Below are 26,030 nucleotides of genomic sequence, written 5' to 3' on the forward strand. Positions count from 1 at the left end.
CAACCATGAAAACACGGGAATACAGCCCGCTGATAAGAAGTCGGCTTGCGGACCTCATCAACGCCTACCGGGCAGACGATGCGTGCGCGAGTTACCTGCTGTGCGACCGCCACGACCCGCAGAAAATCGCCTATCGCATCGTGACAAGCGATGGGGAGGCCACCGCCGTCACCTATGGCCGGCTGCGTGAGCGCTCCGAAAGACTGGCCGCAGGCCTGAAAAGCCGGGGCTACGGCGTGGGAGACCGCATTGCGTCGCTGATGTCCAAGGGCGAGGATTACCTCGTCACGCTGCTTGCCATCTGGCGGCTGGGCGCCGTGTACGTACCGCTATTCACCGCGTTTGCAAAGCCAGCCATTGAAATGCGGCTGGCCAGCAGCGGTGCGAAGCTCGTAGTCTGCGACGAGGCCCAGAGGCCGAAGCTCGATGGGCTGGTCGGCGCGCTTCCCGGGCTGGCGCTGGCAATCGCGGGCGCCGGGGGCAGAAGCGACCTCACATTGGCCGACATCGAGATGAGCGGAGAAAGCGAATTTCGAGCTCACCGTACTTCGGGCGACGGCGCCGTGATCGAGGTGTACACGTCCGGCACCACCGGAAAGCCCAAGGGGGTCGTCGTGCCGCTGCGAGCGATCGCGGGCTTTCAGGCATATGGCAAATTCGGTCTTGGCCTCGTCCCAAGCGACATTTTCTGGAATGCCGCTGACCCCGGTTGGGCATATGGCCTCTATTTTGGCGTGCTGGTTTCGCTGTCGACGGGGGTCGAATCCATTATGCATGTCGAGAAATTCACGCCTGACGGCACGCTGGCCGTGCTCAAGCGCGAAGGCGTGACCAACTTTACCGCGGCTCCCACCGTTTACCGCAGCCTGAAGGCGCATGGCGTCCCTGACGGTTATGTCGCCTTACGGTGTGCTTCCAGCGCGGGAGAACCGCTCACCCCGGACGTGAACCAATGGGCGCCAGCCAGTCTGGGCGCGCAGGTTCACGACCACTTCGGCCAGACGGAAGCGGGGATGCTGCTCAACAATCATCACCACCCCGACCTCTCAATGCCAATCAAGCCGGGGTCGATGGGGCGCGCGCTGCCGGGCTGGGACATGACCGTCATCGACCCGGCGACGCATGAAGAACTGGGCCCGGATCAACCCGGATTGCTCGCAGCCCGCCTGTCTGACAGTCCGTTGGCATGGTTTGAGGGATATGCCCATTCTCCCGAAAAGAATGGTGACCGGCTGACGCCCTGCGGGCGGTGGTATCTGACGGGAGATCTTGCTTCGTATGACCCCGAGGGATATTTCCGCTTTTCGTCGCGTGATGATGACGTGATCATCATGGCGGGTTATCGCATCGGGCCGTTCGACGTGGAGTCGGTCATCGCGTCGCATCCCGCAGTGCGCGACGTGGCGGTCGTTGCCGTGCCCGACCAGATCCGAGGCGAAGTGCTCGAAGCGGTCGTCGTCTTGAACCAGGGCTATGCCCCCACTGAGGAACTGTCCGAGGCGCTCAAACAGAAAGTGCGTACGGATTACGCGGCGCATGCCTATCCGCGTCGCATTCACTACCGGGAGGAACTGCCCAAGACACCGTCCGGGAAAACCCAACGTTTCGTATTGCGCAGAGAGCTGCGCGACTGCGCGGAGGTCAAGGCATGATCATTGAAGGTGCGGCTGGAATCGTGACGGGCGCGGCGTCCGGGCTGGGGCGTGCTACCGCGGAGTTGCTGGCGGAGCAGGGCGCCAGGCTGGTCCTGCTGGACATGAATGGGCAGGGGCTTGAGCGCGCCAGATCGGACCTGCCCGGCAATCACCTGGCCCTTCAAACCGACGTATGCAATCCGGAGGAAGTGAAGGCAGCGGTGCAAGCTGGCGCGGCCGCGTTCGGCGAGCTGCGTTTCGTCGTCAATTGCGCCGGCGTGCCGTCGGCTGCCAAGACGGTCTCGCGGGGAGTGGCCCACGACCTGGAGCTATGGAACCGCATCGTTGCCATCAACCTGACGGGATCCTTCAACGTGTTGCGCCTCGCGGCCGAAAAAATGATCCATAACCCCGTCGACGCGCAAGGCGAGCGCGGCGTGATCGTGAACACAAGTTCGATCGCCGCGTTTGACGGACTGAAAGGGCAGGCCGCGTACAGCGCAAGCAAGGCCGCGATTGCCGGCATGACGCTGCCGATTGCACGCGACCTGGCCGAATACGGCATCCGCTGCATGGCAATCGCGCCGGGGGTCTTTGAGACGGAACTCACGATGAATGTGCCGCAAAAGGGCATGGAGGCCATGGAAAAGGGCTTTCTTTGTCCGAAGCGCAGCGGCCTTCCGGCGGAATTTGCCGCAATGGTGCAGACCATCCTGGTCAATTCCTACATCAACGGGACGTGCTATCGGCTGGATGGCGGCACGCGGTTCGCCCCGTGACGGGGCCCTATGCAGGCGCGATAAGAAATGTGGGTGCGGCGCGATGGGGCGCTGCAACGTAAATGCCGATGACGAGTGAGGTGATGTGATGGACAACGCAGGATTGAATGGGAACGGGCATCGGCTGACGCCTATTTGCATCGTGGACGCCGGTATAGCCTGGATCACGCTGAACCGGCCGGAGAAGGCGAACGCGGTGAATTCCGATCTGCTGGATGACGTGCTCGAGGCGCTGGACGCGGCAGAGTCTGCGTCAGACGTGAAGGCGATCGTATTCTGTGGCGCTGGGCGAAATTTCTGTGCGGGCGCGGATCTCGGCGAACTGCTGGAAGGCGGACGAACGGCTGTTCGGGCCTTGCTGGACCGGTTTCGCGAGGTGGGCCGCCGATTCGAGGCGTCTGTATTGCCCGTCGTGGCCATGGTTCAGGGCGCGGTGCGCGCGGGTGGCTTGGAATTGCTGCTGTGTTGCGATGCGGCGATCGCGTCCGACGACGCCACGATTGGAGACGCGCATGCGCTGCGCGAACTGCTCCCCGGCGGCGGCAGCAGTGTCCGGTTGCCGCGATGCATCGGAATGCAAAGAGCCAAATGGATGATCCTGTCCGGCCAGTCCATCACGGCGGCGCAGGCGGTGGATTGGGGAATCCTGCATTCCACCGTGCCCGCAAACCGCTTGAAGCAAGCCGCCGTCGCGCTTGCTGGCGAGATATCGGTCGCCCATCGGGACACGCTTGCAAGGGCAAAGTCGTTGCTCGTCGCGTCTTTTACGCTAGGCAGGGCGGACGCGCTGGAAAACGAGATCAGGACACTGGAAGCGCATGCCAGTACCCCGGCCATGCAGGCGGGACTGGCTCAGTTCATCGGCCGCCGGCACGCGTCAACGCCGCGCAACGCCTCGGACGCAAAACTCGGCAATGTCCCGGACGCGGTCTAGTCGCTGGCGCTCGCCGATGTCGTTGTTTCGAGCAAGCGGTCCCACGAGGGCTTCAAATAGGGATCCGACGATGCACGCCGACGAGACTTCCGGGTTCTGATCGGCAAAGTCGCCGCCGCGGATGCCGCGCTCGATGATGGTCTGGAACACGCGCATCAGCTTGCTCCGGTACTTGAGCCGCTCGATCTCGATTGCCGAATCGACGGGTTCCGCGACCAAGGCATAGCCAAGCTGTTTGGCGCGGATGGCGCGGCTGCCGAAGGTGTAAGCGCATTCTTTCAGCAGATCGGCGGGCGTACCGTCGCCCATTGCAACGCCGGCCACGACATTCACTTCGTGTTGCGAAACATGGGCGACAACCTCCACCAACAGGCTTTCGCGCGACTTGAAGTATCGGTACAGCGTCGCCGGCGACATCCCCGCGTGCTCGGCAATGGCATTGACCTGTGTTTCGCGAAATCCCACGGATGCGACAAGATCGATGGCGGCCGCCAGAAATCGCGCGCGCTTGTCGTGCTGAGGCAGGTTATAGGTGGGCCGCTCCGCGCGCGGGCCGCTCCTCGGTCCCGAGGGTTGCCCCAAAGCGACCGACGGGGCATCTGTCTTGGCCAGATACCAGTTTTCCGCAAAGTGCCGCGCCTGGGTCAGATCGTCAGTCTTGGTGCTGACACGCTGGCTCTTGCCGTCGAAGGTGCCTTGGCATTGCCAGAATCTGCTGTTCGGCCGGCGATAGATGCTGATCCGACCTCCGACAGCAGAATGCCGTTCATCAGCCATGGGGTTAGCGCTCCCTGTGTAAAAGATAAAACCCGGCTCCAATTTTTGCACAATTTGTGTGTCGGCAGGGGGCGCTGGCGCGCCTGTCAATCCGCCGGCTCAACCCGCGTCATGTGAAACTGCTGCCGTAGGCGAAATCCCAGCCGCTCATACAACGCGATCGCGCCGGCGTTACTGCTCAAGACATGCAGGAACGGCGATTCACCGCGTTTCCAGATCTGCGCTTCCAGTCCCTGCACCAAGCGTCCTGCCAGACCCTTGCCGCGCCACGCCGCGTCCACACAGACGGCGCTGATCTCAACGTGTCCGCCTGGATGCATCCGTTCGCCGGCCATCGCGATCAGCCGCCCCTGTGACCGGATGCCGATATACCGGCCCATTTCGTGCGTCCGCTTGCAGAAGGGCCCAGGCTTGGTCATGGAGGCCAGTTCCAGCATTTCGGCCGCATCGGCCGCGCCAAGCGTCACGATGTCGGCGTGGTCTGCAAGGCAGGTATCCCTCGTTGTCGCAACCATCTGATGGATCCTGCCGACCGGCTGCGCGCGTAGCCGGGCAGGTGGCTTGAGGGGGCTGCAGGACAGGAGCGCCACCTGGTCGCCCTCAGACAGCAACTGGGCCAGTGCCAGCCAGGCGTCGGGCGAGGCGTCCGACGCCATCGCGGCAAACGGCGCCACGTCGGGACAGTAGCGGCGGGCAAGCGGCCCGCCTACGCTCAGATGGGCGTGGTGGGTCGTCAGTGCTGTCCAGATCGGGTTGTCCAGACTGTGTGCTTGTTGATCCATGCCGGTTCCAGTTTGATCCGCGCCATGTTGCGCGTGAGGCCAATGTAGACAGGAACGCATGCGGGCTCTATTGTCGCGAGTGACATTTTTGGAGTCATTTCCGCCATGAAACTCTCCGTGCTGGCCCTGGACGGATGCTTCGATACGGGGCTGTCGGCCATCCTGGACGCCTTTACCACCGCCAACGAGCTGGCCGAAATGCAGCAGCCCGGCGCCGGACCGCGTTTTGACATCAGCGTCATCGGCGTGCGGCGCGAGGTGCACACCGGCCTGGGCATGCGCGTGCCGGTCAAGCCGGCGAGCGCGATGGGCAACCCTGATTGGGTGGTGCTGCCGGCCATCGCCACCAAGATGCCGGAGCAGTTGCTGCCGGCGCTGGAACGCCGCGACGTCAAGGACGCGCTGGCCCTGCTGCGCGACGCGCACGCGGGCGGGGCCCGGATCGCGGCGGCCTGCATCGGCACCTTCGTGCTGGCGGAGTCCGGCCTGCTCGACGGCCACGAGGCGACGACGTCGTGGTGGCTGGCGCCGCTGTTTCGCCAGCGCTATCCGCAAATCCAGCTGGACAGTGCGCGGATGATGGTGCCGTCCGGCGACTTCACCACCGCCGGCGCGGCAATGGGGCACCTGGACCTTGCATTGTGGCTGCTGGGCCAGGCGAGCCCCGCGCTCGCGGCCGTGGTCGTGCGATACCTGCTGGTGGATGCGCGCCCATCGCAGGCGCCGTACATGATCCCCGACCACCTGGCGCGCGCAGACCCGCTGGTCGAGCGCTTTGAACGTTGGGCGCGCGAGCGCCTTGCGCAGGGCTTCTCGCTGGACGCCGCCGCGGATGCACTGGCCACCAGCACGCGCACCCTGCAACGCCGCATCGAGGCGGTGCTGGGCAAGTCGCCGCTGTCGTACTTCCAGGATCTGCGGGTGGAGCGCGCGGTGCATCTGCTGCGCACCAGCCATCTGAGCATCGACGCCATCGCCGCGCAGGTGGGCTACGAGGACGGCGCAACGCTGCGAACCTTGCTGCGCCGCCGGCTGGGCAAGGGGGTGAGGGAATTGCGGATGGGGGCAGTCCGGTCCGGACCTGCCGCGCTCAGGCCGCCGGCTTGTCCCGATTCTTCCGAACCAGCACCGCGCCGACGATCGTCAGCAGCAGGCCGCCGCCCAGGTAAGGCAGCCCAAAGATAAGCAGGAAGAAGAACAGCGCGGTGTTGGCATCGCGCGCGTCCGCGCCGCCGCCCGTGTGGAGGGCGGGGTCCATCTGCAGCAGGGCGACCGGCACGGTCAACAGCAAGATCACGCCCAGCACCGCGCAGCCCCAGCCCATCAGCCGCCGCAGGTTGGAAATCCGCGCCAGCACAACGGCCGCGACCACCGCGATTACGCCATATAGGACCGCGCCCGCGATCTGCATGCGTTCCAGCGCGATGGGGTCCAAGGGGACGTACGGCTCGCCGGCGGGTGGGTTCAGTCCGAAGACGACCTGCAGCAACGGGTTGGTGATGCCGAAGCTCGCGCTGCCGATGAGCAGCCCGAACACAATGCTGGCAAGCCACTTGAGCGCGGTAGGAGGCATGGGTCGCGGGAGATCAGTAGTAGATGTCGACGTAGTCCGTCAGGCCGCCGCAGGCTTCCATCTGCTGAAGACGCCAGTACTTGCGCTTGCCGGTGGCCTTGAACTCGTAATCGCCCGTGCGCTCGCAGCGGCGGCCCTTGTCCGGCGCGTCCAGGATCAGGATCGTGCCGCGCAGCACGAAGCGGTCGCGGTCGATCGAGACGACCTCGCCTTTGACCTTCAGCGTGCCTTCGTGGTTGGCCTGCGTGCCCTCCAGGCGCACCACGTCGTTGTCGTCGATCGCGTTCATCTTGCCGCGCTTGGCGGACCACAGCCATTGCAGCGTCACGCCGCTGTTGTTCAGAAGGCGCTCGTAAGCGACCTGATCGTTGATGCGGGTCTTTTGCACGGGCGCGAGCGCGCCGGCGGGGGACTGCTGAGCCGCGGTCGGTTGGGCGGGGGCTTGCTGAGCGGGCGCTTGCTGGACGGGCGCCTGTTGAACCGGCGCCGGGTTGTTTGAACCCGCGCGCGGAGGCAGGATGGCCGCGCCAGGATCCTTGGCCGCCAGGGCGGGCGCGGCGGCGGCAAAGGCCAGGCCCAGCGCGAGAATCAGATTTCCGGACTGGCGTTTGATACCCGAGACGCCGGCTGCGCCGCGATCAACGTTGGTTTGCATGGTCTGTATCAAGAAGGGGAAAGGGGATGCGCCGTCTTTCGATCTTGATGGGACCGGGCCGATTGGCCCTGACCCCGATTTACGGCACGGGCGCCAACTTAGCATGGGCCCGCGCGCAAATAATTGCCGTCTTTCGCACAGGTGTATCGATTCGTGAAACGAAAGACAGATTGCTTCAAATGCCGGCGCCGCGTCCCAATCCCTTCCTGCGGACGTTCTCTTCATGCAGCAGGCGCACCTGTTCGACAAACTCCGGCACCGGCCCCACGGTCTCGATGCCTTCGACGACCTCGGCAATGGGCAAGGACCGCACCGGCGAGGGCGGCACGCCCCAGCCCCGCATCCACGTCGCGTATTGGGCCGACGACACGGCGTAGACGATCCGGCCCAGGCCCACCCAGCCATGCGCCGCCGAGCACATGGCGCAATGCTCGCCCGAGGTATAGACGGTGCACGCCGCGCGTTCGGTCTCGGGCACATGGGCCGCGGCCCAGCGCGCGATCTCGAACTCCGGGTGCCGCGTGCGGTCGCCGGAGGAAACGTGGTTGTGGTCCTCGAACAGCACCCGGCCGTCGCCGGACACCAACACCGATCCAAAAGGCTGGTCTCCGGCGTCGAGCGCCTGCCTGGCCAGCTCGACGCATCGGGCCAGATGCTGCTTGTCCGTTTCGGTAATCACACGCGATCTCCTTGTAAAGAATGGGCCGGCGCCCACCGGTCCCGACCTGCTTATTGGACTACAACACGACAACCGCAGCGGCAGGCGATTCCCCTAGCCTGGCGCAATCGGGTGCCGGCTGGCGTGGGCGTCGTCAAATATAGGCCGCCCCGCACGGTTTAACATCGCGCGATGCTATTCATCCTCTTTCTCTGGATCGCGCTGGCCATCGTGGTCGGCGTCATGGCCAAGGGGCGCGGCCGCAACGGATTCGGCTGGACCGTGCTGGCCGGCCTGATCAGCCCGCCGGTGGCGGGCGTGTTCCTCATGTCGATAGCCAACCGGTCACCGCATGCGAGCCAACCCATCCCGGCCGCGCACATCGATTGCCCCTTGTGCGGCGGGCGCATCCTGCGCGAGGCGCGCGTGTGCCGGCACTGTGGCGGCGACGTGACGCAGGCGTTGAGCCTGACCGATCCTCCGGTTGTGCGCGAGGGCTACTGGTTCGACGACCTTAACCCGTCGGTCGAATTGAAGCGGACCGCGGGCCGCGTGGCCCGGGCGCAAGCGCAGCCGCCCTGGCTGGTAGTGGATCAATCGCTGGATTCCATCGTGATCGGCAGCCGTTGGCCCGGGCAGCTCTGGCGCGTGCGGGTCGTCAAGCTGGGCGACATGTCGGGCCTGGTTGCCGACCCCGGCTACTGGCGCGCCGTGACGGTCGAACTGCTGGACGAGTTGCCCTTGTCCGTCCTGTTCGGGCCGCAGGGCGAGGCCGTGCTGGACATCATCCAGAAGATCGACACGCTGACGCGCGCCCAGGCGCAGGCGCTGGCCGACAACGTGCCGCACGACGCCTGGATGGCCTACAGCCGGGCCTGGATGCGGTGGTCGCGGCACAACGAAGCGGGCGAGCCGGGCGCCGGCGACGCCGACGAATGGCGCGGCGTGCTGGCCGCCAGCCGGCGCGGCGACAAGGCCCGCTCGCCGATCCATTCCGGGTTCCTGCTGATCCACAGCCAGTTGCGGCAGCGCGCCGCGCGCGTGGAGGGCGACGGCGCTTTCATCCTGGTCGAGGAAGACGGCGAGACCGAACAGACGCTCAATCCGCTGTGGCAGGGCGCCTGCGATGCGCTGCTGTTTGCCGCGATGGCGCGGGCCGCGCCGCAGTACGTGTCCGAGGACGACGCGCCGACATTGGCGCAGGCCTGGAACCGGGTGTTCGACGCAGCCCCGCCGCGCGCGTGAGGCTCACCACATTTCTTCGTGCAAGATTTTGCGGGCTCGCTTGAAAGTGACCACCGCCAGCCAGGCCGCCAGGATCAACGCGATCCAGCCGGTCATGTTGTGCTTCACCTTGCGAGACTGGTTCCAGTCATGGACCTGCTTGGCGTCGACCAACGTTTCACCGTTCCTGCGCACCCCATAGACCCGGACGGGTATGGCCATGTTGTACTGAAGCGCGATCTTGCCGTCGGCAAGCTGCGCCTCGTCTTCGAGCACCATGAATTCCACGTGCTCGCCCTCGGTGTACCGGACGTTGTAGGTCGCGTCGAAGAATTTGAACACCATGTAGGGATAGTTGCCCGAATACACGCAAGGCACGCTGTAGGATTGCCACCGTCCGCGTATCCGGGCCTGGGCGTCGCAGCTTGCCACCTTGTCCACCCGCAATTGAATCGTGTGCAGCTTCGCGGGGTCATAGGGCAGGCGGATGTCGCTTGCCGCGTTAAAGCAGTAGATGGCGATGCCGATGAGGACGAGCGCACCCATCGCAGGAAGGCGGCAAGGCCGGAAGGCGCGCTTCCAGTCAGCCAGTTCACTGCTCATGCGGGCTGACTCGGGAACGTTGCGGGCGGTTGCGTGGGCCTTGGTCGATTTTCATGACGCGCGCTGCAGAATTTGCGAGGGCGTATCTTAAGACATGCGCCTTGCCGCCGTTTCCGCCTACGTGGGATCGCAGTGGTTCCGGAACGCTTTCTCGCCCGCGTCGGACACCTCTACCCACTTCTGGTCCGGCGGCGCATCTGGCTCATAGCTGTCGTGCCAGTTCCACCACTTGTAGGTGGGCGTCTGCGGATAGCCTTCCGGAGAATCCTCCCAAAGCTCCTGCCGGCCCAGCGGCGTGATGTCCAGGTAGTTCCACGTGCCGCCCATCTGCTCGTCGCCGCGGTTGTTCAGGAAATACGTGCGGAACAGGCGGTCGCCGTCGCGAAAGAACACATTCGTGCCGTGCCATTCGTCCACCCCGAAGTCGGCGTCGAAACGGTCGGTGATCGTGAACCAAGGCATCGTCCAGCCCATGCGGGCCTTCACGCGTTCGATGTCGGCTTGCGGCGCGCGCGAGACAAAGACCAGTGTCGTGTCGCGCGCATTCAGATGCGCCAGATGCGCGACCTGATCGGCCACCATCGAGCAGCCACGGCACGCGTGATCCGGCCAGCCGAACACGCCCGGTTCGTGGAACGCCCGGTAGACGATGAGCTGGCGGCGGCCGTCGAACAGATCGCGCAGCGTGACTCTGCCGGCCGGCCCTTCAAAGACATATTCCTTGTCCACCGCCGTCCACGGCATGCGGCGGCGTTCCGCGGCCAGGGCGTCGCGGGCGCGGGTGAGGGCTTTTTCCTTGATCAGCAGTTGTTGGCGGGCGGCTTCCCAGTCTTCAGCGGAGACGACCGGGGGCGTCTGCATGGCGGGCCGGGCGCCAAGGCCGCCGGATGCGGGGGGCGTGGTCATGGCTTGATCCTCATGATGGCTTCGATCCCGAGGGCGCAGCGATGCGGCGCGGGGTGTGGGAACAGTGTGGCACCAGGAGGGGCACAGCCAGGAGTAACAAATCTGGCGTGTAAAGGCGTCACGTGCGTCAGCCCGGTCAGGCGGGTATCGGCGCGGCCTCGCGCGGGGTCGCCTGCGCGGTCCACCCTCGCAGGCTTTCGCGCAGCAGCGCGACGGCGGCCTGGCCGCTCTCGTTCAGCCGATGCGCCGCGTACAGCCCAAACTGCGCGCTCAACGGCAGGGCGCCCTCGTCGCCGATCGATATCACGCGCATGGTGTCGGGGCGCAGGCACTCGGTCGTCAGCAGGGCGACACCCAGGCCGTTTTCGACGGCGGCGATCGTGGCGCCCACGTTGTGGCTGGTCAGCGAGACCCGGAAATCACGTCCCGACGCCGTCAGCGCGTCAAACGCCAGCCGGCGCCAGGAGCAGGGTTCGGCGTACACGATCACGTCCAGCGGCTGGTCCGGGTCCACGGTCTCGTCGATGCCGCATGCCCAGTGCAGGTCCACGGTCCACGTTTGGATGGGTTCATCGACGAACCCCACGCAGGCGCCCACGGCCACATCCAGCGTGCCGTCCTGCCAGCGCGCGGCCAGCCGCTCGCCGTCGTCGATCACGACCTCCAGATGCAGATTGGGGCACGAACGCCGAAGCCGCCCCAGCGCGGCCGGCAACGCCGCCACCGCCACGTCTTCGGACAGTCCGATGCGCACGCTGCCCGCCACCGCGCGCTCGCGCAAGCGTGCCGCCGCGGCCTCGCCCAGCGCGAGGATGCGGTTGGCGTAGCTCAGCAGCAATTCCCCCTCGGTCGTGGGCGCCATGCCCCGGCCGGTGCGATGCAGCAGGCGCTTGCCGACCATTTCCTCCAGGCGGCGGATCTGGGTACTGAGCGCCGATTGCGCACGGCCGGCCTGGTCCGCCGCGCGGCTGAGGCTGCCGTAACGGCAGACGGCGACAAAGGTGCGGAGCAGGGCAGGGTCGAAGTCGGCTGACATTATCAATCCATGAAATCTGGTTTACGAGGTATCAGTCTAGTTGTAACTCTCTGGCGTGCCTAGGATGACCCTTGTCGCGAAATGTCCGACTCAATTCAAGGAGCCATCCCCATGACACAACCCCAAAATCAGCGCGTCGTCCTCGCGTCCCGCCCCGTTGGCCGCCCCAAAGCCAGTGATTTCCGCGTCGAGCACGCGCCCATTCCCGAACCGGCCGAAGGCCAGGTGCTGCTGGAAGTCCAGACCCTGTCGCTGGACCCCTACATGCGCTGGCGCGTCAGCGACGAGAAGTCCTATGCCGCGCCCATGGCAATCGGTGACGTCATGGTCGGCGGCACGGTCGCCCGGGTCAAAACGTCCCGCCACCCTGATTGGCGCGAAGGCGACATCGTGCTGTCCGCCGCCGGTTGGCAACGTTACGCGCTGTCCGACGGCAGCGACCTGCGCCGCCTCGATCCCGCCATTGCGCCGCCGTCCACCGCGCTGGGCGTGCTGGGCATGCCCGGCCTCACGGCCTACGTGGGATTGCTGAACATCGGCCGGCCCAAGCGCGGCGAAACCGTCGTCGTCGCGGCCGCCAGCGGCGCGGTGGGTTCGGTCGTCGGCCAGATCGCGCGCATCCAGGGCGCTCGCGTGGTGGGCATTGCCGGCGGGCCGGAGAAGTGCGCCTTCGTCAAGGAAGCGCTGGGCTTTGACGTGGTGGTGGATCACCGCGCTCCCGATTTCGCGCAAAAGCTGGCCGAGGCCTGCCCCGACGGCATCGACGTGTATTTCGAGAACGTCAGCGGCCATGTATGGGATGCCGTGCTGCCGCTCTTGAACGACTTTGCCCGCGTGCCCGTGTGCGGAACGATCGCCAACTACAACGACGGCCCAGCCGACCGAAACGGTCCGGACCGGCTGCCCGCGACCATGCGCGAGATCCTTTCCCGCCGCATCACCATGCAAGGCTTCATCGTGTTCGACTTCCCGAAGGAGCAGGAAGACGAGTTCCTGCGCGTGGCCGGGCAGTGGATCCGCGAAGGCAAGCTGCGCTGGCGCGAGGACGTCGTCGACGGGCTGGAGCGTGCGCCCGAAGCGCTGATCGGTTTGCTGGAAGGGAAGAACTTCGGGAAGCTGGTGGTGCGGGTGGGCGACTGACGCCCGGGGCGCCTTACTGGCCGACGGTGCGCGCCTTGCTGCGCCGCGCCTTCGGCTTGGGCGCCACGCCCAGGCGCGGGTCCCGGGCCACCGCCAATCCGGCCAGCGCGGCCGCGGTCGCTTCGAACGCGTCGTCGGTCTGCGGCAGGTAAAGCCATTTGCCCAGCACAGGATGCGGCACCAGGGACGGCATGTCGGCCATCAAGGCCGCATGCCGTTCCTGCGACGTGCAGACCATCACGCCATTCCAGGGATCGTCGCGGTCCGCGACGATCAGGTACAGCAGGCCATCGAGGTAGGCGGCATCGGCGCCGAACATCTTGCGGTGCATGTAGCCTGCGTCCCGCTCCAGGGGCTCAAGTATCCACACCAGCGAATTCAGGCGCGCGGCGCGCTGCTTGCTGGGCGGGGCGAAGGGATCGGACCTGTTGCGCATAAAAGGCAGTGTAGCCAACGGCCAGCCGGCACGGGCGGGCGGCTATTGCCCAGTGCCCTCGAACAGCGGCGCCAGCGGCATGAGAGGACCGTATTGCTTGAACTTGCGCCAGTTCTCCGCCGCCTGCCGCAGTTCCTCGTTTTTCTGCGCTTCCTCCAGGATCTCCGAGACGCGAGGCGCCAGGGCGACTGCCATATCGATAATGTCGTTTGCCGTGTAGCCGCGCTCCCAGCGCGCGCGCAACGTCATGTCGTCGCCCTTGGCCCGCATCGCGCGCGTCGCCTCCTTGATCATGGCCTTGCGCTGATCGGCGGAAAGACGCTCCGCGAACGAAATGCCCGCCACGAGGCCCTGGATAAAGCCCTTCTCGCGATACCCCGTCGTGGCGGCCACCTGGCTGGCGACGCTGCGGCTGATGACCTTGGGCGCCAGATTGTCGCGAATCCAGCCGCGGCTCAGCCGCAGCAGCCCCGCGCACAGCCCCTGGCCAAACCCCGAACGCATGCCTTCCGCGCGCGCGGCCTCCTGCGCCTCGGCATAGGTCATGGCGAACTGGACCATCAACATGATCGCGTCCTGCGGCCCGGGCATCAGGAAGTCCGCCACCCAGCCCGCGGCGCTGCCGATCTTGCCCAGCGCCGAGGCGGTGCGGCCCGAGACCTTCAGGACCGATGTCGCTTCCTCGGCCACCACGGTGCTGGCGGCGGTGGCGGGCACGGTCGCCGGCGTCTTCCCATAGCGCTGCTCGAATTCCGCCATGCGCGGGGGGCCGGCGCCTACCTTCGGCGGCTCGCCAGGGACGCGCGGCTTGGTGGCCGGCTGTTCGACCGGGAGCTGGGGCAGGGACGTCTTCGGGCGCGGGCGCCCGGCGGTCTCGGGATGCTGGATAAACTTCTCGTCGGGAAGCCCGGCCTGCACGGCCGGTTGCCGCATGCTGGACAGGGATCGGTAATGCCCGGAGCCGTCGTTCCAGGACTTGACCTTGCCCCCCTCGAACTCGACCTGCCCGGCCCAGTTGACGCGTTCGCCCCGGGCGGCCTCGGTGTGGCCGATCGCGCCCATCCTGTTCTTGGCCTTGACAGCGAATATCTCGCCATCCTTCACGACAAAGTCATAGTTGCCGCGCGCCGTCCTGCCATACCGGCCGCCGACCTCTTTCCATGTGCCATTGACGTTCTTGAGCCGGATCACATCGCGCGAAGATCCGAACGCGGGCGCGTCCCTGGGCAGATTGCCGTAGGTTGGGCCGCGCGGCTCGCGCTGCAGCAGCATCGCGCCGCCGGCCGGCAAGGAGGACTGCTGGATGACGTGCACCAGTTCGTGCGCAAGCAGGGCCAGGCCCGCAGGCGTGCCGGGCGCATACTCGTGGTCACCCAGGACGATGTGATGGCCGACGGTGAATGCGCGGGCTTGCACGGCGTCCGTCGACGCGATGGCCCGCTTGTCCGAATGCAGGCGCACGCCGCTGAAATCCGTGCCGAATCGCGATTCCATGAACGACCGCGTGTAGGCATCAAGGGGATGTCCGGGCGACGCCAGGACCTCGCCCAGAAGGGGCGATCCGCTCGCCCATGCCGCGCCGGCCACGTCAACCTGCCGAAGGGAGCGCATCGCACGACCCGGCGCCGGTTCGCCGCGCGGCATGCCCGGCCGCGGATCGGGCGCTTGCATAACCTGCATGGAGAGCCGGTGCGCTTGCTTCTCGGACGGGTCGCCCGCTTGGCTGATCGAGAGGGGCTCGCTCGGCGGATGCACGGATATCCGCTCCAGCGCGTGCACAGGAGGCGCGGCCGTGGACGGCGCGGTGATCGCTTTGCGATCCTCCGAGGCCGCGCCATCAGGCGTACTCCACGCCGCCCTGCTGGCCGCGCTGCCTCGTCCGCCGCGCACGGCCGGTGCGCGGGGGGACGCCTTCGACTGCTGTACGAAAGTGCGCATGATTTCGCTCCGTTCGTTCACACCGCTGATGCCGGGATATTGTCCATCTTTATGGGTGACCCGCCTATCGGGGCGGGTGAATTCCAACGCCCATCATTCACCCCGGCAAGGCGTCCACGGGCCGGCAGGCTGACGGCCCAAGCCGACGGCAACAGCGGAATCAGACCGCAAGAACCGGATGGCTGGGCGGGCAGCCCCCGCAGAGAATGGCGGCTCACTACGCACACCGGAGAGCCAACATGGGCCTGCTGCAGGGAAAAATTGCCATCATCACGGGGGCGTCGTCGGGAATCGGCCGCGCCGCCGCGCTGTTGTTCAGCGCCGAAGGGGCCGCCGTGGTCCTGAATGCCAGGGGCGAATCCGCTTTGGAAGACGTGGCCGCCAGCATTCGCGGCCGGGGTGGAAAGGTACGCACCGTTGCGGGCGACGCCAGCCAGCCCGACACGCACGAGCGCCTGATTGCGGAAGCGGTGGGGGCATTCGGCGGCCTGGATATCGCATTCAACAACGCCGGGGCGACGGGACCCATCGCACCGCTGGCGGACCTGAGCTTCCCCGATTGGCAGGAGACGATCGCCGTGAACTTGCATGCGGCATTCCTTGGCAGCGCGCACCAGATTCCCGCCATGCTGGCGCGCGGGGGCGGCGCGATCCTCTTTACCTCCAGTTTTGTCGGCACGAGCGTGGGACTTCCCGGGATGGCGGCCTATGGCGCCGCCAAGGCAGGATTGATGGGGTTGGTCAAGGGAATCACGGCGGATTATGGCCATCGGGGCATCCGCGCCAACGCGCTCATGCCGGGCGGCGTGGACACAGCCATGGCGGGCGATAGCGCACAGAAGGAATGGGCGGCAGGCCTGCATGCGATGAAGCGGATCGCGCGACCGGACGAGATCGCCAGCGCCGCCTTGTTTCTGGCAAGCCCGATGGCAAGCTTCGTCAGCGGGTCCGCCTTGTTTGCCGACGGGGGGAATTCCGCGGTGAAGTGACGGCTGGCCGTTTCTGCAATACTGCGGACTTCGCCGCCAGGCGGCGCGTCCGTCATCGCGTGACGCCGCGTCGCCGGCTCTTGGGCCCTCGGATAGACCGGTCATGTCTGAACACCACCAATTCATCTTTCCCCGCGACTTCCATTTGCCGCCTCCGGACTGGCCGGCCCTGCAAGCCCGGCTGTTGGAAGGCGGCTATGTGCTGGCCCCGCAAGGCGAAAACATCCCCTACAGCGCCATCCGGGGCGATAGCGCCGACGCGGACGACGCATCCTGGCACAGCCCGCAATACTGCCTTGGCCCCGCGGCCAGACCGTATCTGAGCGAGCAAGTCAGGGCGGACTATGACGCCGATTCCAGAAACTTTCCCCTGCAATTGCTGGCCTACGACGGTCCTCATCCCCGCGTCATGGTTGGCGAAAATCTCTGCGAGCCCCAAGTCCCGGGATCGGGCGAACCCGCGCGTCCGATGGAGTCCGAGTCCTACGTGGACCTCATCGGCCAAGCCCACGAAAACCCGGCGGTGCAATGGCATTGCGAACGGAGCGGGCGGCATTACCGGATCCTTGAGCTGGATTGGCACTACAGCCTGGCGATGGGGTTTCGGATGGTGCGATGCGAGGGGCTGGATCGAGCGAGCGCGGAAGGCCTTGCGTCATTGATCGGCGAGCTGGCGGGGCAGGTCATGGGATGCAGTCATCGGCACTTGTGACGGCGTGCATCGGCGCGAGCGCCGCCGCCCTACAGCCAGAGACAATTTGACACGCCGCGTGGGGCGCAAGCTGTCATCTTGGACCATCCTGGAAAAAATCCCGACACGAGACCGATCACGAAGGAGCGATATGTCGATTCAAATGTTAGGCCGATGCGGTGTCATGCTGTTCCTTGCTGCGCTGAGTGCAGGTTGCTCAACGGTAGCCGGCGAATGCGGATGGCTTCGCAGCAGTTGCATGTATGAAGGGCAGTACGAATCGGGCGAGGAAGACTACGCCGAAGACGAAGCGAAGCGCTTGAATCAAGAATCGTCGGATCGGTTGCGCCGCAGTTCGGGCAATTGATTCGCGGGCGAGCGGCGTGCGCCCGGCACGCCGTCTCCTGCGCAAGAGGTCGTATGCCTACGCCTTGGCTGCGCCCGCAAAGCGCGCCGCCAGCTGATCGCAGTGCCGCGCCAGGACCGCCGCGTCCACGCCCACCGCCGTGTACAGGCTTCCCGCCGCCATGTACCGCCGCGCCAGTGTCTCGTCCGGCGTCAGCACGCCCGGCGCCTTGCCCGCGGCGCGCACGCGGCGAATGGCCTGTTCCACTTCGGCCACGACCTTCGGATGCTGCGGCTCGCCGGGATAGCCCAGGCTGGCCGCCAGGTCCGCCGGCCCGATGAAGACGCCATCCACGCCGTCCACCGCGATGATGGCGTCCAGGTTCTCCAGCGCCTCGCCGGTCTCGGCCTGCATCAGCAGGCACAGTTCTTCTTCGCAACGGCGCATGTAGTCGGGCACCCGGCCGTAGCGCGTGGCGCGCATGGTGCCGCTCACGCCCCGCACGCCGCGCGGCGCGTAGCGCATGCCTGCTACGGCGCTTTCGGCTTCAACGGCGTTCTGCACGTAAGGCAGCAGCAGCGTCTGCGCGCCGATGTCCAGATACTGCTTGATCTGCACCTTGTCATTCCAGGACGGCCGCACGACAGGATGGCTGCCGTACGCGGCCGCCGCCTGCAGCTGCGCCATCACGGTGGGCAGCAGCACGGGCGTGTGCTCGGTGTCCAGCAGCAGCCAGTCAAAGCCGCTGGCCGCGACCAGTTCCGTGCTGTTCGGATGGCCCAGCGTGACCCACAGCCCCGTCTGGTGACGCTGTTCGCGCAGCGCGCGCTTGAACGTATTGATGGGAAGTTCCATGCGGCGTCCTAGGAAAAGTGCACCGAAATGCTGCCGAGCTTGCCGTAGTCGGCATGCAGCGTGTCGCCGCGCTTGACCGCGACGGTGCGGGTGAACGACCCGGCCAGCACGATCTGCCCGGCAGCCAGGCCCGTATCGTGCTGGGCCAGCTTGTTGGCCAGCCACGCGATGCCCAGCGCCGGATGCCCCAGCACCGCGGCCGACACGCCCGATTCCTCGATCACGCCGTTCTTCAGGAGCAGGGCGCCCACCCAGCGCAGATCGATGTCCAGCGGCCGCACCGGTCGGCCGCCCAGCACGATGCCCGCGCAGGCGGCGTTGTCGGCGATGTTGTCCACGATGCGACGCGGATACTGGCTGCGCCCGTCGATCAGTTCCAGCGCCGGCACCACATAGTCGGTCGCGTCCAGCACGTCGAACAGGCTCACGTCGGGCCCGTGCAGCGGCTTGCCCAGCACGAAGGCCAGCTCCACTTCCACGCGCGGCACGATCAGTTTGTCGGTCGGAATGGTCTCGCCATCCTGATAAAACATCGTGTCCAGCAGATGCCCGTAATCCGGCTCGTCGATGCCGACCGTGCTCTGCATGGCCTTGGACGTCAGGCCGATCTTGTGGCCGCGCAGCTTGGCGCCCGCGGCGAGCTTCTGGTCGATGATGCGCTTCTGGATCGCGTAGGCGTCGGCGATCTCGATGCTGGGAAAGGCCTGGTCGAGCTGCGTGGTGGGCACGCCGCTGCGTTCTGCTTCGAGCAGCAGGCCGGCGGCGCGGTCGCGATCGGCTTCATTGAGCATGACGGGGTCCTTGTGCGGGTGTGGCCGTTTCATCGGCCACGGGGTTGGACAGGACGCCGATGCCGGCGACTTCCACCTCGACCACGTCGCCCGGTTTCAGGAAGCGTGGCGGCGTGAAGCGCACGCCGGCGCCTATCGGCGTGCCGGTCGAGATCACGTCGCCCGGCTTGAGCGTGGTCCAGATGGAGATGTAGCGGATCAGTTCGGCGAACGGGAACATCAGGTTGTCGGTGGTGTCCTGCTGGCGCAGTTCCCCGTTCACGCGCGTGCTGACGGTGAGCGGGGCGGCCGGATCGAACTCGTCCGCCGTCACCAGCCACGGCCCCATCGACCCGCTGGCGTCGAAGTTCTTGCCTTGCGTCACATTGAATTTGCCGTGTTTGAGCCAGTCGCGCACCGTGCCTTCGTTCAGGCAGGTCAGGCCCGCGATGTGGCTCCAGGCGTCTTGCGCGGCGATGCGGCGGCCGGCCTTGCCGATCACGATGGCGATTTCACCTTCGTAATCCAGTTGTTCCGATTCCGGCGGGCGCAGCAAGGGTTCGCCATGCCCCACGAAAGACCCCGGAAAGCGCGGAAACACGCTGGGATAGGCGGGCGGTGCGCTGCCGTCCTGGTATTCCTCGTTGCGCTTGCCGTAGTTCACGCCCACGCAGATGATTTTTTCAGGGGCGGGGATGGGCGGCAGCAGGCGCACCTGGTCCAGCTTGTGCGTGACGGGCAGCGTCTCGGCCAGGCGTGCCAGCGCGGGCAGGTCGCCCGCTTCCAGGGCGGCACGCAGGCTGTCGTGGCCCTGGCCGTCCAGCGCAACGATCTGGTCCTGGTCGCGCAGCGCGCCAAACCGCGCGCGACTTTCGTGGGTGAAGCTGAGCAGTTTCATTTGTCGAATCCAAAAAGGCGGGCAGGGTTGTCGACCAGGATCTTCTTGAGCGTGGCCTCGTCGCCCGCATAGCGCGCCAGTTGGTCCAGCAGGCGGCCCTCGTTGGGCGTGGATTTCACCGACACCGGGTGCGGCCAGTCGCTGCCCCACACCACGCGGTCCGGGTTTGCGGCGATCAGCGCCTGGGCCAGCGGGATCACATCGTCCCAAGGCTCGCCCGTGCGCGAGATCTTTTCCGTCAGCGACAACATCACCCAGAAATTGCCGCGCTTGAGCAGCGACTCCAGCTTGCGGCGCGTCGGATCGGCGGCGCCCGCCGTCGGGTCCGCGCGGCCCATGTGATCCAGCAGCACCGGAATATCCAGGTTTTCGAACTGCGCCGCCTGCGCCATCATCCCGTCGGGCTCGGGTTGGAACTTGGCGTACCAGCCCAGCTCGCGGATTCGAGCGATCGCGCGGTCGAACACGTCGGGCGCCATACTGATGCCCAGCCCCTGGCGCGTGAAGCGCGCGCCGCGCACGCCCGCGTCGTGTAGCTTCTGGATGTAGGCGTCATCGCGCTCGGCCAGCACCACGGCGTTGGCGCAACCGCGATACGACGGCCCGGCGGCCGCCAGACCGTCCAGCACCACCTGGTGATCCGCGCCGTACGTCGTGGCCTGCACGATCACGCCGCGCTCGATGCCCAGCAGCCGATGCAGACCCAGCGCCGTCTCGATGGTCGCGCTGGGCATCTCATAGGCCGCGCCCGGGCGCACCGGATAGCGGTCAGCCGGGCCGAACACATGGAACTGGCTGTCGCACGCGCGCGGCGGCAGGCGATAGCCCGGCGCGGTCGGATTGGGATTGAAGGGTTGGTATTGCGCCATCGTCAGGCTCCTTTAGCCGATCACGGCCACGAAATCGCACTCGATGAGCTTGTCGCCATCCAGGTCCGCCTGCATGGTGTGGCGCGCCGGACGGTTCTGCGCATCTGGAAACGCGCGCAGCCACACCGCATTCAACGCCGCGCGCTGGCTGCGGTCGCGCATCCACATCGTCATCTTCGCGATGTGATCCAGCGAGCCGCCGCCCGCTTGCACGATGCGGCGCACGTGGTCGAACATCAGTTCGCACTGGCGCTCAAGGGACTCGCCGTAAGCGCCCGTCGCCGGGTCAGTGCCCTGGATGCTGCCGGAATACAGCATGGGGCCGATCCGGCAGGCGGCGGGGATGGGGTTCTTGTGGCTGAAGCCTTCGGCATAGATGCTGCGTCTGCTCATGGGGTCTTCCGTGTGGGGTCGATGTGTCGGGGGAGGGGGCGCGTCGTGTTGCCGCGCCCGGGGATCTGGCTGGTCGCTGTTGTGGCCGCTGTTGTGGCTGATCTCGTGGCTGATCTCGTGGCCATTCAATTGGCCGTGATGCCCGCGCGCTTGATGATCGGCGTCCAGCGCGCGTCCTCGGCGGCCAGGTAGCGCGTGAATTCCTCGGGCGAACTGCCGCGCGCCTGCGCGCCCAGGTCGTCAAAGCGCTGGATGATCGTCGGCTCGGCCAGGATCTTGGTCAGCGCCGCGCTCAGCTTGTCCAACACCTCCTGCGGCGTGCCCTTGGGCGCCAGCAGGCCGGTAAACGTCGCCGCCTCCATGCCCTGCACCCCGGCTTCCGCAAACGTCGGCACGTCCGGCATCGACGGCACGCGCTTGGCCGTCGTCACCGCCAACGCCCGCAGCCGGCCTTCCTTCACGTACGGCAGCGCCACCGAAATCTGGTCGAAATTGAAATCCACCTGGCCGCCCAGCAGATCCGTCGTCGCCGGCGCATTGCCCTTGTATTGCGCCGTCGTCCAGCGCGCGCCCGTCAGCGACTGCAGCAACTCGCTCACCAGATGATTCGTCGTGCCCGCGCCGGGCGAGGCCATGTTGAGCTTGCCCGGCTCCTTCTTTGCCAGCGCCAGCAGCTCGGCCAGGGTCTTCGCCGGCAGCTCAGGACGCACCTGCAACACGAGCGGCGTATAGGACACCGAACTGATCGGCGCGAAGTCCCGGTCCCACTTGTAGGCGTCGCGCTTGAAGATCAGCGGAGAGAAAAGCAGCGGGCCATTCGCCGCCATGAACAGCGTGTACCCATCCGGCTCCGAACGCGCCACCTGTTCACCGGCAATCATCCCGCCCGCGCCCGGCTTGTTCTCCACGATGAACGGCTGCCCCAGCGCCGCCTGCAACCCCGGCGCGATCAGCCGCGCCGCCACATCCACATTCCCGCCGGGCGGGTAGGGCACAACGATCTTCACGGGCTTCTCGGGCCAGGCGGCATGCGCCATCGAGGTAAGTACGGTCAGCGCCACAGTGGCGCAGGCGCGGAGCGCGGTGCGGTTCATGTTTAGTCTCCTGTGCGTGTCATCGCGTTTTGTTTGTTTGATGACACTCTAGGAATTTGCGCGGGTTGGAACAATGGCAATTTCGCGAAAAGTTCCGGATATTGGACTCTTTGGGCCTGTCGATTTTGGTACCACTTTCGGATTGGCCTCGCTAGGCCGGAAAATCAGGCTTGGCGCACTCTGTCCGCATTGATGTGCCCCCAATGTGATGTTCAATATCCGGACTACGGAGCGAGACAACCATGCACTTCCCCGCAAGCGACCTGAACCCCGAACAGACCTACCGCCTGATGAGCGGCATCATCGTGCCGCGCCCCATCGCCTGGATCAGCACCATCAACGCCAACGGCGTCGTCAACCTGGCGCCCTTCAGTTGCTACACCTTCGTGTCCAACCAGCCGCCCATGGTCGGCATCAACATCGGCAGAAAAGCCGGCGAGCGCAAGGACACCGGCCGCAACATCATCGAAAACGGCCACTTCGTCGTAAACATCGCCGACGAGACGCTGCTGGATCCCTTGCATGAAAGCGCCCAGGAACATCCGCCCGAAATCAGCGAGGCCGAATTGCTTGGCCTGGAGGTGCTGGCGGGCGCGGCAATCGCCACCCCGCGTCTGGCTGCTGCGCCCATCAGCCTGGAATGCCGGCTCCATAGCGTCACGCCTTTCGGAAATACCGGTGCGGAGTTTTTTGTAGGCGAAGTCGTCATGTTCCACATCCGCGACGGCCTGATGCAAGACGGCAAGATCGACACCGGAAGGCTGCGCCCCATCTGCCGCATCGGCGGGCCCAACTATGCGTCGCTGGGCGAAATCATCACCAAGCGCGGCATCGCGCAGACACCGAAATCCGTCATGAAACCGGAGGTCGCATGAGCGATCCCGAAGATAAAAGCGCGTCTGGCGCGCAAACCGTTCGGCGAGCATTGGCGCTGCTGCGCCTGATTGCCTGCGGTCAGGAGCGTGGCGTGCGCCTGGTGGATCTGGAACGCATGTCTGGCCTGAACCGCCCAACCGTGCATCGATTGCTGAAAACTTTGGTGCAGGAAGAAGCGGTCGAACAGGATCCGGAAACGCGCCGGTATCTGATCGGGCAGGAAATCACGCTACTCGGACTGGCGCGCACGCGGCGCTTTCCGCTATTGACGCTGGCGGATCCGTATATGGCGGAGCTGGCGGATCAGGTGGGGGATACGGTGTTTCTCAGTATCCGGCATGGGCATGATTCGATTTGCATCGGGCGGCGGACTGGGCGGCATCCGATACAGGTGTTGTCGATTGAAGTGGGGGTTCGCCGGCCGCTCGGGGTGGGGGTGTCCGGCGTGGCGCTGTTAGCCAGTTTGGATGCCGAGGAGAGCGTCCGGCTGGTGCGGAGTAATGCGGCGCGGCTGGAGGTGCTTGGGGAGCGGGTGGAGGATGTGATTGCGCGGGTGGAGGTGGCGCGAAGGGAAGGCTTGGCGCATGCGCCGGCGGGGTTAATGCCGGGGACGAGTGCGGTGGCTGTGCCGATTATGTCGGCGCGAGGGGAGGCATTGGGGGCGATTACCGTGACGGCGATGGCGGAGCGGTTGGGGGTGGAGCGGTTTGAGGGGGTGGTTGAGAGGATGAGGGGGGCGGCGGGGGGGATTGCGGGGAGGTATGCGCAAATTGAAGGGCGGGTAGGCGAGCGTGTTGGGATAGGGTAAGGCCCAATTTCCAAGACGTTGCGCACCGTGATCGGGCGACGCAGGTAAGTTGCGGTTTGCAGCCTGGATTTGTCCGGAATTTTGGGTGCAAAGCGGTGCGGGGCACTGCCGATTTTGTTTTTTGAGGCATTACGTCTCTCGAGTCTATTAAGTTTTTGATTGCATAAGCCGTCATAAATATTCGTGCTATGGAATGAACTTATCATCATGAATAGAAATGACGAGCCCGAAATTGGAAGGCAGGAGGGAGGTTTGCTAGACGGATGTGCTGGCAAATCACCTCAGAAATCAGCGGGAAACACTTTTAACTTCTATGTTAAGAACATTAATCAATGTCTTGACTTAATCTTGAAGCTGAGTCCCGTTTTTATGCTTGGCGCGGGGCTCATGTTGTGGTCGTTCCTGCGAGAGATTGGTTGGGCTCATCTCTTATTGCCAACTGCGTCATCCCCAAGTGGATTAGCTTTTCTCGCGATTAGCGCTGTTGTGTTCGTCGGTGCTGTCATCGTGGTTTTTCTATCTCCTTCGCTTCTCCTTTCTCCTGGCTTTGATCTTTATGAGGGAGGGTCGATTCCTGCACGCGTAAAGTGGATTTTGGTCGGCTTTTCGGTGCTGTGGATGGCCATCTTTGCTGCTATTGAATTACTTGATGGCTTTCTCGAGACTATACGTTGGCATTGCGTATTTGGTGGCATTTATGCGGCAGGAATTGTGGGCTACGCCGCGCCGGGTTTCCGTGCGGCATGCAAAGCATGTGAGGATCTAAGCAGCGCCGGGCTGCGAAATGGAACGAATGACAAGGACATAGACAGGCTGTGGCGTACTACATTTCGCGACCACTGGCTGGCTCCTTGCTCAGGCATTGCGATGCCTGAGCCCGTAGATAAGAAAGGAGAATTTGTTTCCGATAGAGCCTCGCCCCTCCCCGCACGTGATCGCAAGAGTCGCGTGTGCTTTGCGTGGCTGAGACCGTTCTGGGTTGTTTTCATGGCGTTGATCAGCGCGGTAGCAACTAGCTCTCCGCTGCTGGTTCTCATCAAGCTGTGGGGCTACCAATTGGAATCCAATTTGGGAACTGCTCTTGCTCTGACAATCGTCTTGCTATGCGCAGGATTGGCCGTTATTCCTGCATTTATCTATTTGCACGAACGAAGTAAAGACGAGAGCCCCGCAGTGGCCGCCAAGTATGCAAGTTTGGCCGCAGGTGGGTTGGTTTATTTGTGCTTGTTTGCGATGATGTATGCTCCGATTCGCGACAGGGTTTTTCACTTGCTGGACATCCAGAGTTCGCAGGAAGAGTACTTCTTGGTTTCTTCTCCTGTCGCGACGAGCGCGTTGAGCATGCTTGAATTTCCTCTAATCTCAATGCCTACGTCAGTGTCGGGATTGCACAAATGGCGCGCCAGCAAAGAGCAAGATGCGACGAACTTAAAGAATGGAATTGCGGTCGCGGCGCCGGAAGTCCCAATTCGGGATGTTCTAACGACGGACCAACGAACTGGGACAACGCCGGACGGAACCAAACCGCTGAAGGTGTTAGTAGCCCGGGACACGCCAATGATCGTGCGAGCCTGGGTCGGCTATTCCTTTGGTGATACGGTTCTGCTGTGCAAGTGGCGGACGGGGGGGGCGGGAGAAAAACGCGACGTTTCGGTCGATGATGGTCATTCTCGCAACAATGTTTGCTTGCCCTTAGCACGGTCCGAATTAAGACGCCTTCCACCTGTTTGGTCGCAGCAATGACTTTCGCTAATTTGCTGACAGTGTTTGCGCGTGATCTCGAGGGGCACTGTTAATAGGTAAGGCTATCTGAGAATTGATACGGGATCAGGCCCGTTTCTGCCTAGCAAGCGACCGTCGGGGGATCTGTCCAGGATTTTATGTGGAGGGCCAGAGCCCTAAAACTCCCCCAGCATGGTCTGCGCCGCTTACCTAGTTTTTTCTAATTGCTGAGCCCGCGAAAGTACAAATGCCCGCAATCCGAAAATTATGGGCAATATGAGCATCGCGAGCCAGCCCGCCAGCCACGCGGCCCATGCCCAACGATATTGCCAGGAGATGAATTCTGGCGCGCCGTTGTCGTCGTACCAAGGGTCCATGGAGATCAGTATGAGACTCAAGGCATAGCAAAAAACCAAGACAAGGAGCGCCGTGGTGATCGCGGATGGAACCGACTTTACCGAGCGATTCTTCCAGACGTAAGCAAGCCAGAACGCCAGGACGCCAAGGAATACAAGGGGGAAGAAAAGAACCATCATCATGGGATACGCTTGGCCTAGGCCTTATAACTCCCGGAAACTCGGTGCAGTATCGCCTCCGGCTGCGCAACGCGGCTGGAAGCGGAAACTGCCTTGTTAATCGATGCT

Annotated in this window: 29 protein-coding genes; 12 read left to right on the plus strand and 17 right to left on the minus strand. The window is 64.8% G+C overall.

Features of this window, described 5'->3' with window-relative positions; genetic code table 11:
• The first annotated feature begins 5 nt into the window (after positions 1 to 5).
• The 3 genes from ACZ50Q_RS12345 to ACZ50Q_RS12355 all read left to right on the plus strand — a co-directional run bounded on the left by ACZ50Q_RS12345 (position 6) and on the right by ACZ50Q_RS12355 (position 3,347).
• On the plus strand, positions 6 to 1,652 hold the full coding sequence (locus tag ACZ50Q_RS12345; RefSeq protein ID WP_464081666.1) for an AMP-binding protein: 1,647 nt from the start codon (positions 6 to 8) through the stop codon (positions 1,650 to 1,652).
• A 23-nt stretch (positions 1,653 to 1,675) separates the two neighbouring features.
• Positions 1,676 to 2,413: an SDR family NAD(P)-dependent oxidoreductase gene (locus ACZ50Q_RS12350; RefSeq protein WP_464081667.1), complete on the plus strand. Its 738-nt coding sequence runs from the start codon at positions 1,676 to 1,678 to the stop codon at positions 2,411 to 2,413.
• 88 nt (positions 2,414 to 2,501) lie between these two features.
• Entirely contained in the window at positions 2,502 to 3,347 is an 846-nt protein-coding gene (locus tag ACZ50Q_RS12355; protein ID WP_464081668.1) for an enoyl-CoA hydratase/isomerase family protein, read from the plus strand.
• Here the strand turns inward: ACZ50Q_RS12355 and ACZ50Q_RS12360 are convergent.
• Together ACZ50Q_RS12360 and ACZ50Q_RS12365 are read right to left on the minus strand one after the other, a co-directional pair.
• The gene (locus ACZ50Q_RS12360; RefSeq protein WP_464081669.1) at positions 3,291 to 4,124 is read right to left on the minus strand and encodes a TetR/AcrR family transcriptional regulator; all 834 of its coding nucleotides are present in this window, start codon (positions 4,122 to 4,124) and stop codon (positions 3,291 to 3,293) included. The genes ACZ50Q_RS12355 and ACZ50Q_RS12360 overlap by 57 nt on opposite strands.
• Positions 4,125 to 4,210: 86 nt before the next feature.
• A complete protein-coding gene (locus tag ACZ50Q_RS12365) occupies positions 4,211 to 4,906 on the minus strand; it encodes a GNAT family N-acetyltransferase (protein ID WP_464081670.1) in 696 nt (231 codons plus the stop codon).
• 105 nt (positions 4,907 to 5,011) lie between these two features.
• On the opposite strand from ACZ50Q_RS12365, the gene ACZ50Q_RS12370 reads away from it, so the two are divergent.
• Positions 5,012 to 6,091, plus strand: a complete 1,080-nt coding sequence (locus ACZ50Q_RS12370) for a GlxA family transcriptional regulator (RefSeq protein WP_464081671.1) — start codon at positions 5,012 to 5,014, stop codon at positions 6,089 to 6,091.
• Here the strand turns inward: ACZ50Q_RS12370 and ACZ50Q_RS12375 are convergent.
• From ACZ50Q_RS12375 to ACZ50Q_RS12385, 3 genes are all read right to left on the minus strand, one after another.
• Positions 5,997 to 6,479: a hypothetical protein gene (locus ACZ50Q_RS12375; RefSeq protein WP_464081672.1), complete on the minus strand. Its 483-nt coding sequence runs from the start codon at positions 6,477 to 6,479 to the stop codon at positions 5,997 to 5,999. The genes ACZ50Q_RS12370 and ACZ50Q_RS12375 overlap by 95 nt on opposite strands.
• A 13-nt stretch (positions 6,480 to 6,492) precedes the next feature.
• Entirely contained in the window at positions 6,493 to 7,134 is a 642-nt protein-coding gene (locus tag ACZ50Q_RS12380; protein WP_092578543.1) for a hypothetical protein, read from the minus strand.
• Between the two features lie 175 nt (positions 7,135 to 7,309).
• Positions 7,310 to 7,813 carry a nucleoside deaminase gene (locus ACZ50Q_RS12385; protein ID WP_464081673.1) on the minus strand — a complete coding sequence of 168 codons (504 nt, stop codon included), beginning with the start codon at positions 7,811 to 7,813 and terminating at the stop codon, positions 7,310 to 7,312.
• Positions 7,814 to 7,984: 171 nt separating this feature from the next.
• Here ACZ50Q_RS12385 and ACZ50Q_RS12390 point away from each other — a divergent pair, with 171 nt between their 5' ends.
• Complete coding sequence (locus ACZ50Q_RS12390; protein WP_464081674.1) at positions 7,985 to 9,037, plus strand: C1 domain-containing protein; 1,053 nt, start codon at positions 7,985 to 7,987, stop codon at positions 9,035 to 9,037.
• Between the two features lie 3 nt (positions 9,038 to 9,040).
• Here ACZ50Q_RS12390 and ACZ50Q_RS12395 read toward each other — a convergent pair whose 3' ends face one another.
• The 3 genes from ACZ50Q_RS12395 to ACZ50Q_RS12405 all read right to left on the minus strand — a co-directional run bounded on the left by ACZ50Q_RS12395 (position 9,041) and on the right by ACZ50Q_RS12405 (position 11,561).
• Positions 9,041 to 9,619: a hypothetical protein gene (locus ACZ50Q_RS12395; protein ID WP_464081675.1), complete on the minus strand. Its 579-nt coding sequence runs from the start codon at positions 9,617 to 9,619 to the stop codon at positions 9,041 to 9,043.
• 117 nt (positions 9,620 to 9,736) lie between these two features.
• Positions 9,737 to 10,480 (minus strand): DUF899 domain-containing protein, encoded by a 744-nt coding sequence (locus ACZ50Q_RS12400; protein WP_464081988.1) that lies wholly within the window; start codon positions 10,478 to 10,480, stop codon positions 9,737 to 9,739.
• Positions 10,481 to 10,661: 181 nt separating this feature from the next.
• Entirely contained in the window at positions 10,662 to 11,561 is a 900-nt protein-coding gene (locus ACZ50Q_RS12405) for a LysR family transcriptional regulator (protein ID WP_464081676.1), read from the minus strand.
• Between the two features lie 111 nt (positions 11,562 to 11,672).
• Between ACZ50Q_RS12405 and ACZ50Q_RS12410 the strand changes: the two genes are divergently transcribed.
• Complete coding sequence (locus ACZ50Q_RS12410; protein ID WP_464081677.1) at positions 11,673 to 12,701, plus strand: NADP-dependent oxidoreductase; 1,029 nt, start codon at positions 11,673 to 11,675, stop codon at positions 12,699 to 12,701.
• Between the two features lie 13 nt (positions 12,702 to 12,714).
• Here ACZ50Q_RS12410 and ACZ50Q_RS12415 read toward each other — a convergent pair whose 3' ends face one another.
• Both ACZ50Q_RS12415 and ACZ50Q_RS12420 read right to left on the minus strand, forming a co-directional pair.
• Positions 12,715 to 13,137, minus strand: coding sequence for a hypothetical protein (locus ACZ50Q_RS12415; protein WP_092578533.1), 423 nt, complete (start codon positions 13,135 to 13,137; stop codon positions 12,715 to 12,717).
• Between the two features lie 42 nt (positions 13,138 to 13,179).
• Positions 13,180 to 15,162 (minus strand): eCIS core domain-containing protein, encoded by a 1,983-nt coding sequence (locus tag ACZ50Q_RS12420; protein ID WP_464081678.1) that lies wholly within the window; start codon positions 15,160 to 15,162, stop codon positions 13,180 to 13,182.
• A 152-nt stretch (positions 15,163 to 15,314) separates the two neighbouring features.
• Here ACZ50Q_RS12420 and ACZ50Q_RS12425 point away from each other — a divergent pair, with 152 nt between their 5' ends.
• The 3 genes from ACZ50Q_RS12425 (at position 15,315) to ACZ50Q_RS12435 (ending at position 17,122) form a co-directional block, all read left to right on the plus strand.
• A complete protein-coding gene (locus ACZ50Q_RS12425) occupies positions 15,315 to 16,064 on the plus strand; it encodes an SDR family oxidoreductase (protein WP_464081679.1) in 750 nt (249 codons plus the stop codon).
• Between the two features lie 103 nt (positions 16,065 to 16,167).
• A complete protein-coding gene (locus tag ACZ50Q_RS12430) occupies positions 16,168 to 16,776 on the plus strand; it encodes a hypothetical protein (protein ID WP_464081680.1) in 609 nt (202 codons plus the stop codon).
• A gap of 130 nt (positions 16,777 to 16,906) precedes the next feature.
• Complete coding sequence (locus ACZ50Q_RS12435; protein WP_076520497.1) at positions 16,907 to 17,122, plus strand: hypothetical protein; 216 nt, start codon at positions 16,907 to 16,909, stop codon at positions 17,120 to 17,122.
• A gap of 57 nt (positions 17,123 to 17,179) precedes the next feature.
• Here ACZ50Q_RS12435 and ACZ50Q_RS12440 read toward each other — a convergent pair whose 3' ends face one another.
• The 6 genes from ACZ50Q_RS12440 to ACZ50Q_RS12465 form a co-directional block, all read right to left on the minus strand.
• Positions 17,180 to 17,956 (minus strand): HpcH/HpaI aldolase family protein, encoded by a 777-nt coding sequence (locus ACZ50Q_RS12440; protein WP_464081681.1) that lies wholly within the window; start codon positions 17,954 to 17,956, stop codon positions 17,180 to 17,182.
• Positions 17,957 to 17,964: 8 nt separating this feature from the next.
• Entirely contained in the window at positions 17,965 to 18,747 is a 783-nt protein-coding gene (hpaH, locus tag ACZ50Q_RS12445; protein ID WP_464081682.1) for a 2-oxo-hept-4-ene-1,7-dioate hydratase, read from the minus strand.
• Positions 18,737 to 19,624, minus strand: coding sequence for a fumarylacetoacetate hydrolase family protein (locus ACZ50Q_RS12450; protein ID WP_464081683.1), 888 nt, complete (start codon positions 19,622 to 19,624; stop codon positions 18,737 to 18,739). The genes hpaH and ACZ50Q_RS12450 overlap by 11 nt, the downstream gene beginning before the upstream one ends.
• Positions 19,621 to 20,493, minus strand: coding sequence for an amidohydrolase family protein (locus ACZ50Q_RS12455; RefSeq protein ID WP_464081684.1), 873 nt, complete (start codon positions 20,491 to 20,493; stop codon positions 19,621 to 19,623). Before ACZ50Q_RS12455 ends, ACZ50Q_RS12450 begins: the two co-directional genes overlap by 4 nt.
• A gap of 12 nt (positions 20,494 to 20,505) precedes the next feature.
• On the minus strand, positions 20,506 to 20,886 hold the full coding sequence (locus tag ACZ50Q_RS12460) for a RidA family protein (protein WP_464081685.1): 381 nt from the start codon (positions 20,884 to 20,886) through the stop codon (positions 20,506 to 20,508).
• Between the two features lie 125 nt (positions 20,887 to 21,011).
• Positions 21,012 to 21,980 carry a Bug family tripartite tricarboxylate transporter substrate binding protein gene (locus ACZ50Q_RS12465; RefSeq protein ID WP_076520503.1) on the minus strand — a complete coding sequence of 323 codons (969 nt, stop codon included), beginning with the start codon at positions 21,978 to 21,980 and terminating at the stop codon, positions 21,012 to 21,014.
• 242 nt (positions 21,981 to 22,222) lie between these two features.
• On the opposite strand from ACZ50Q_RS12465, the gene ACZ50Q_RS12470 reads away from it, so the two are divergent.
• The 3 genes from ACZ50Q_RS12470 (at position 22,223) to ACZ50Q_RS12480 (ending at position 25,407) form a co-directional block, all read left to right on the plus strand.
• On the plus strand, positions 22,223 to 22,855 hold the full coding sequence (locus tag ACZ50Q_RS12470) for a flavin reductase family protein (protein ID WP_464081686.1): 633 nt from the start codon (positions 22,223 to 22,225) through the stop codon (positions 22,853 to 22,855).
• Positions 22,852 to 23,664 (plus strand): IclR family transcriptional regulator, encoded by an 813-nt coding sequence (locus ACZ50Q_RS12475; RefSeq protein ID WP_464081687.1) that lies wholly within the window; start codon positions 22,852 to 22,854, stop codon positions 23,662 to 23,664. The genes ACZ50Q_RS12470 and ACZ50Q_RS12475 overlap by 4 nt, the downstream gene beginning before the upstream one ends.
• A 207-nt stretch (positions 23,665 to 23,871) precedes the next feature.
• Entirely contained in the window at positions 23,872 to 25,407 is a 1,536-nt protein-coding gene (locus tag ACZ50Q_RS12480; protein ID WP_464081688.1) for a hypothetical protein, read from the plus strand.
• A 185-nt stretch (positions 25,408 to 25,592) separates the two neighbouring features.
• Here ACZ50Q_RS12480 and ACZ50Q_RS12485 read toward each other — a convergent pair whose 3' ends face one another.
• The gene (locus ACZ50Q_RS12485; protein WP_464081689.1) at positions 25,593 to 25,925 is read right to left on the minus strand and encodes a hypothetical protein; all 333 of its coding nucleotides are present in this window, start codon (positions 25,923 to 25,925) and stop codon (positions 25,593 to 25,595) included.
• Positions 25,926 to 26,030: the final 105 nt, after the last annotated feature.

This window comes from Achromobacter sp. T5-5, assembly GCF_055397965.1.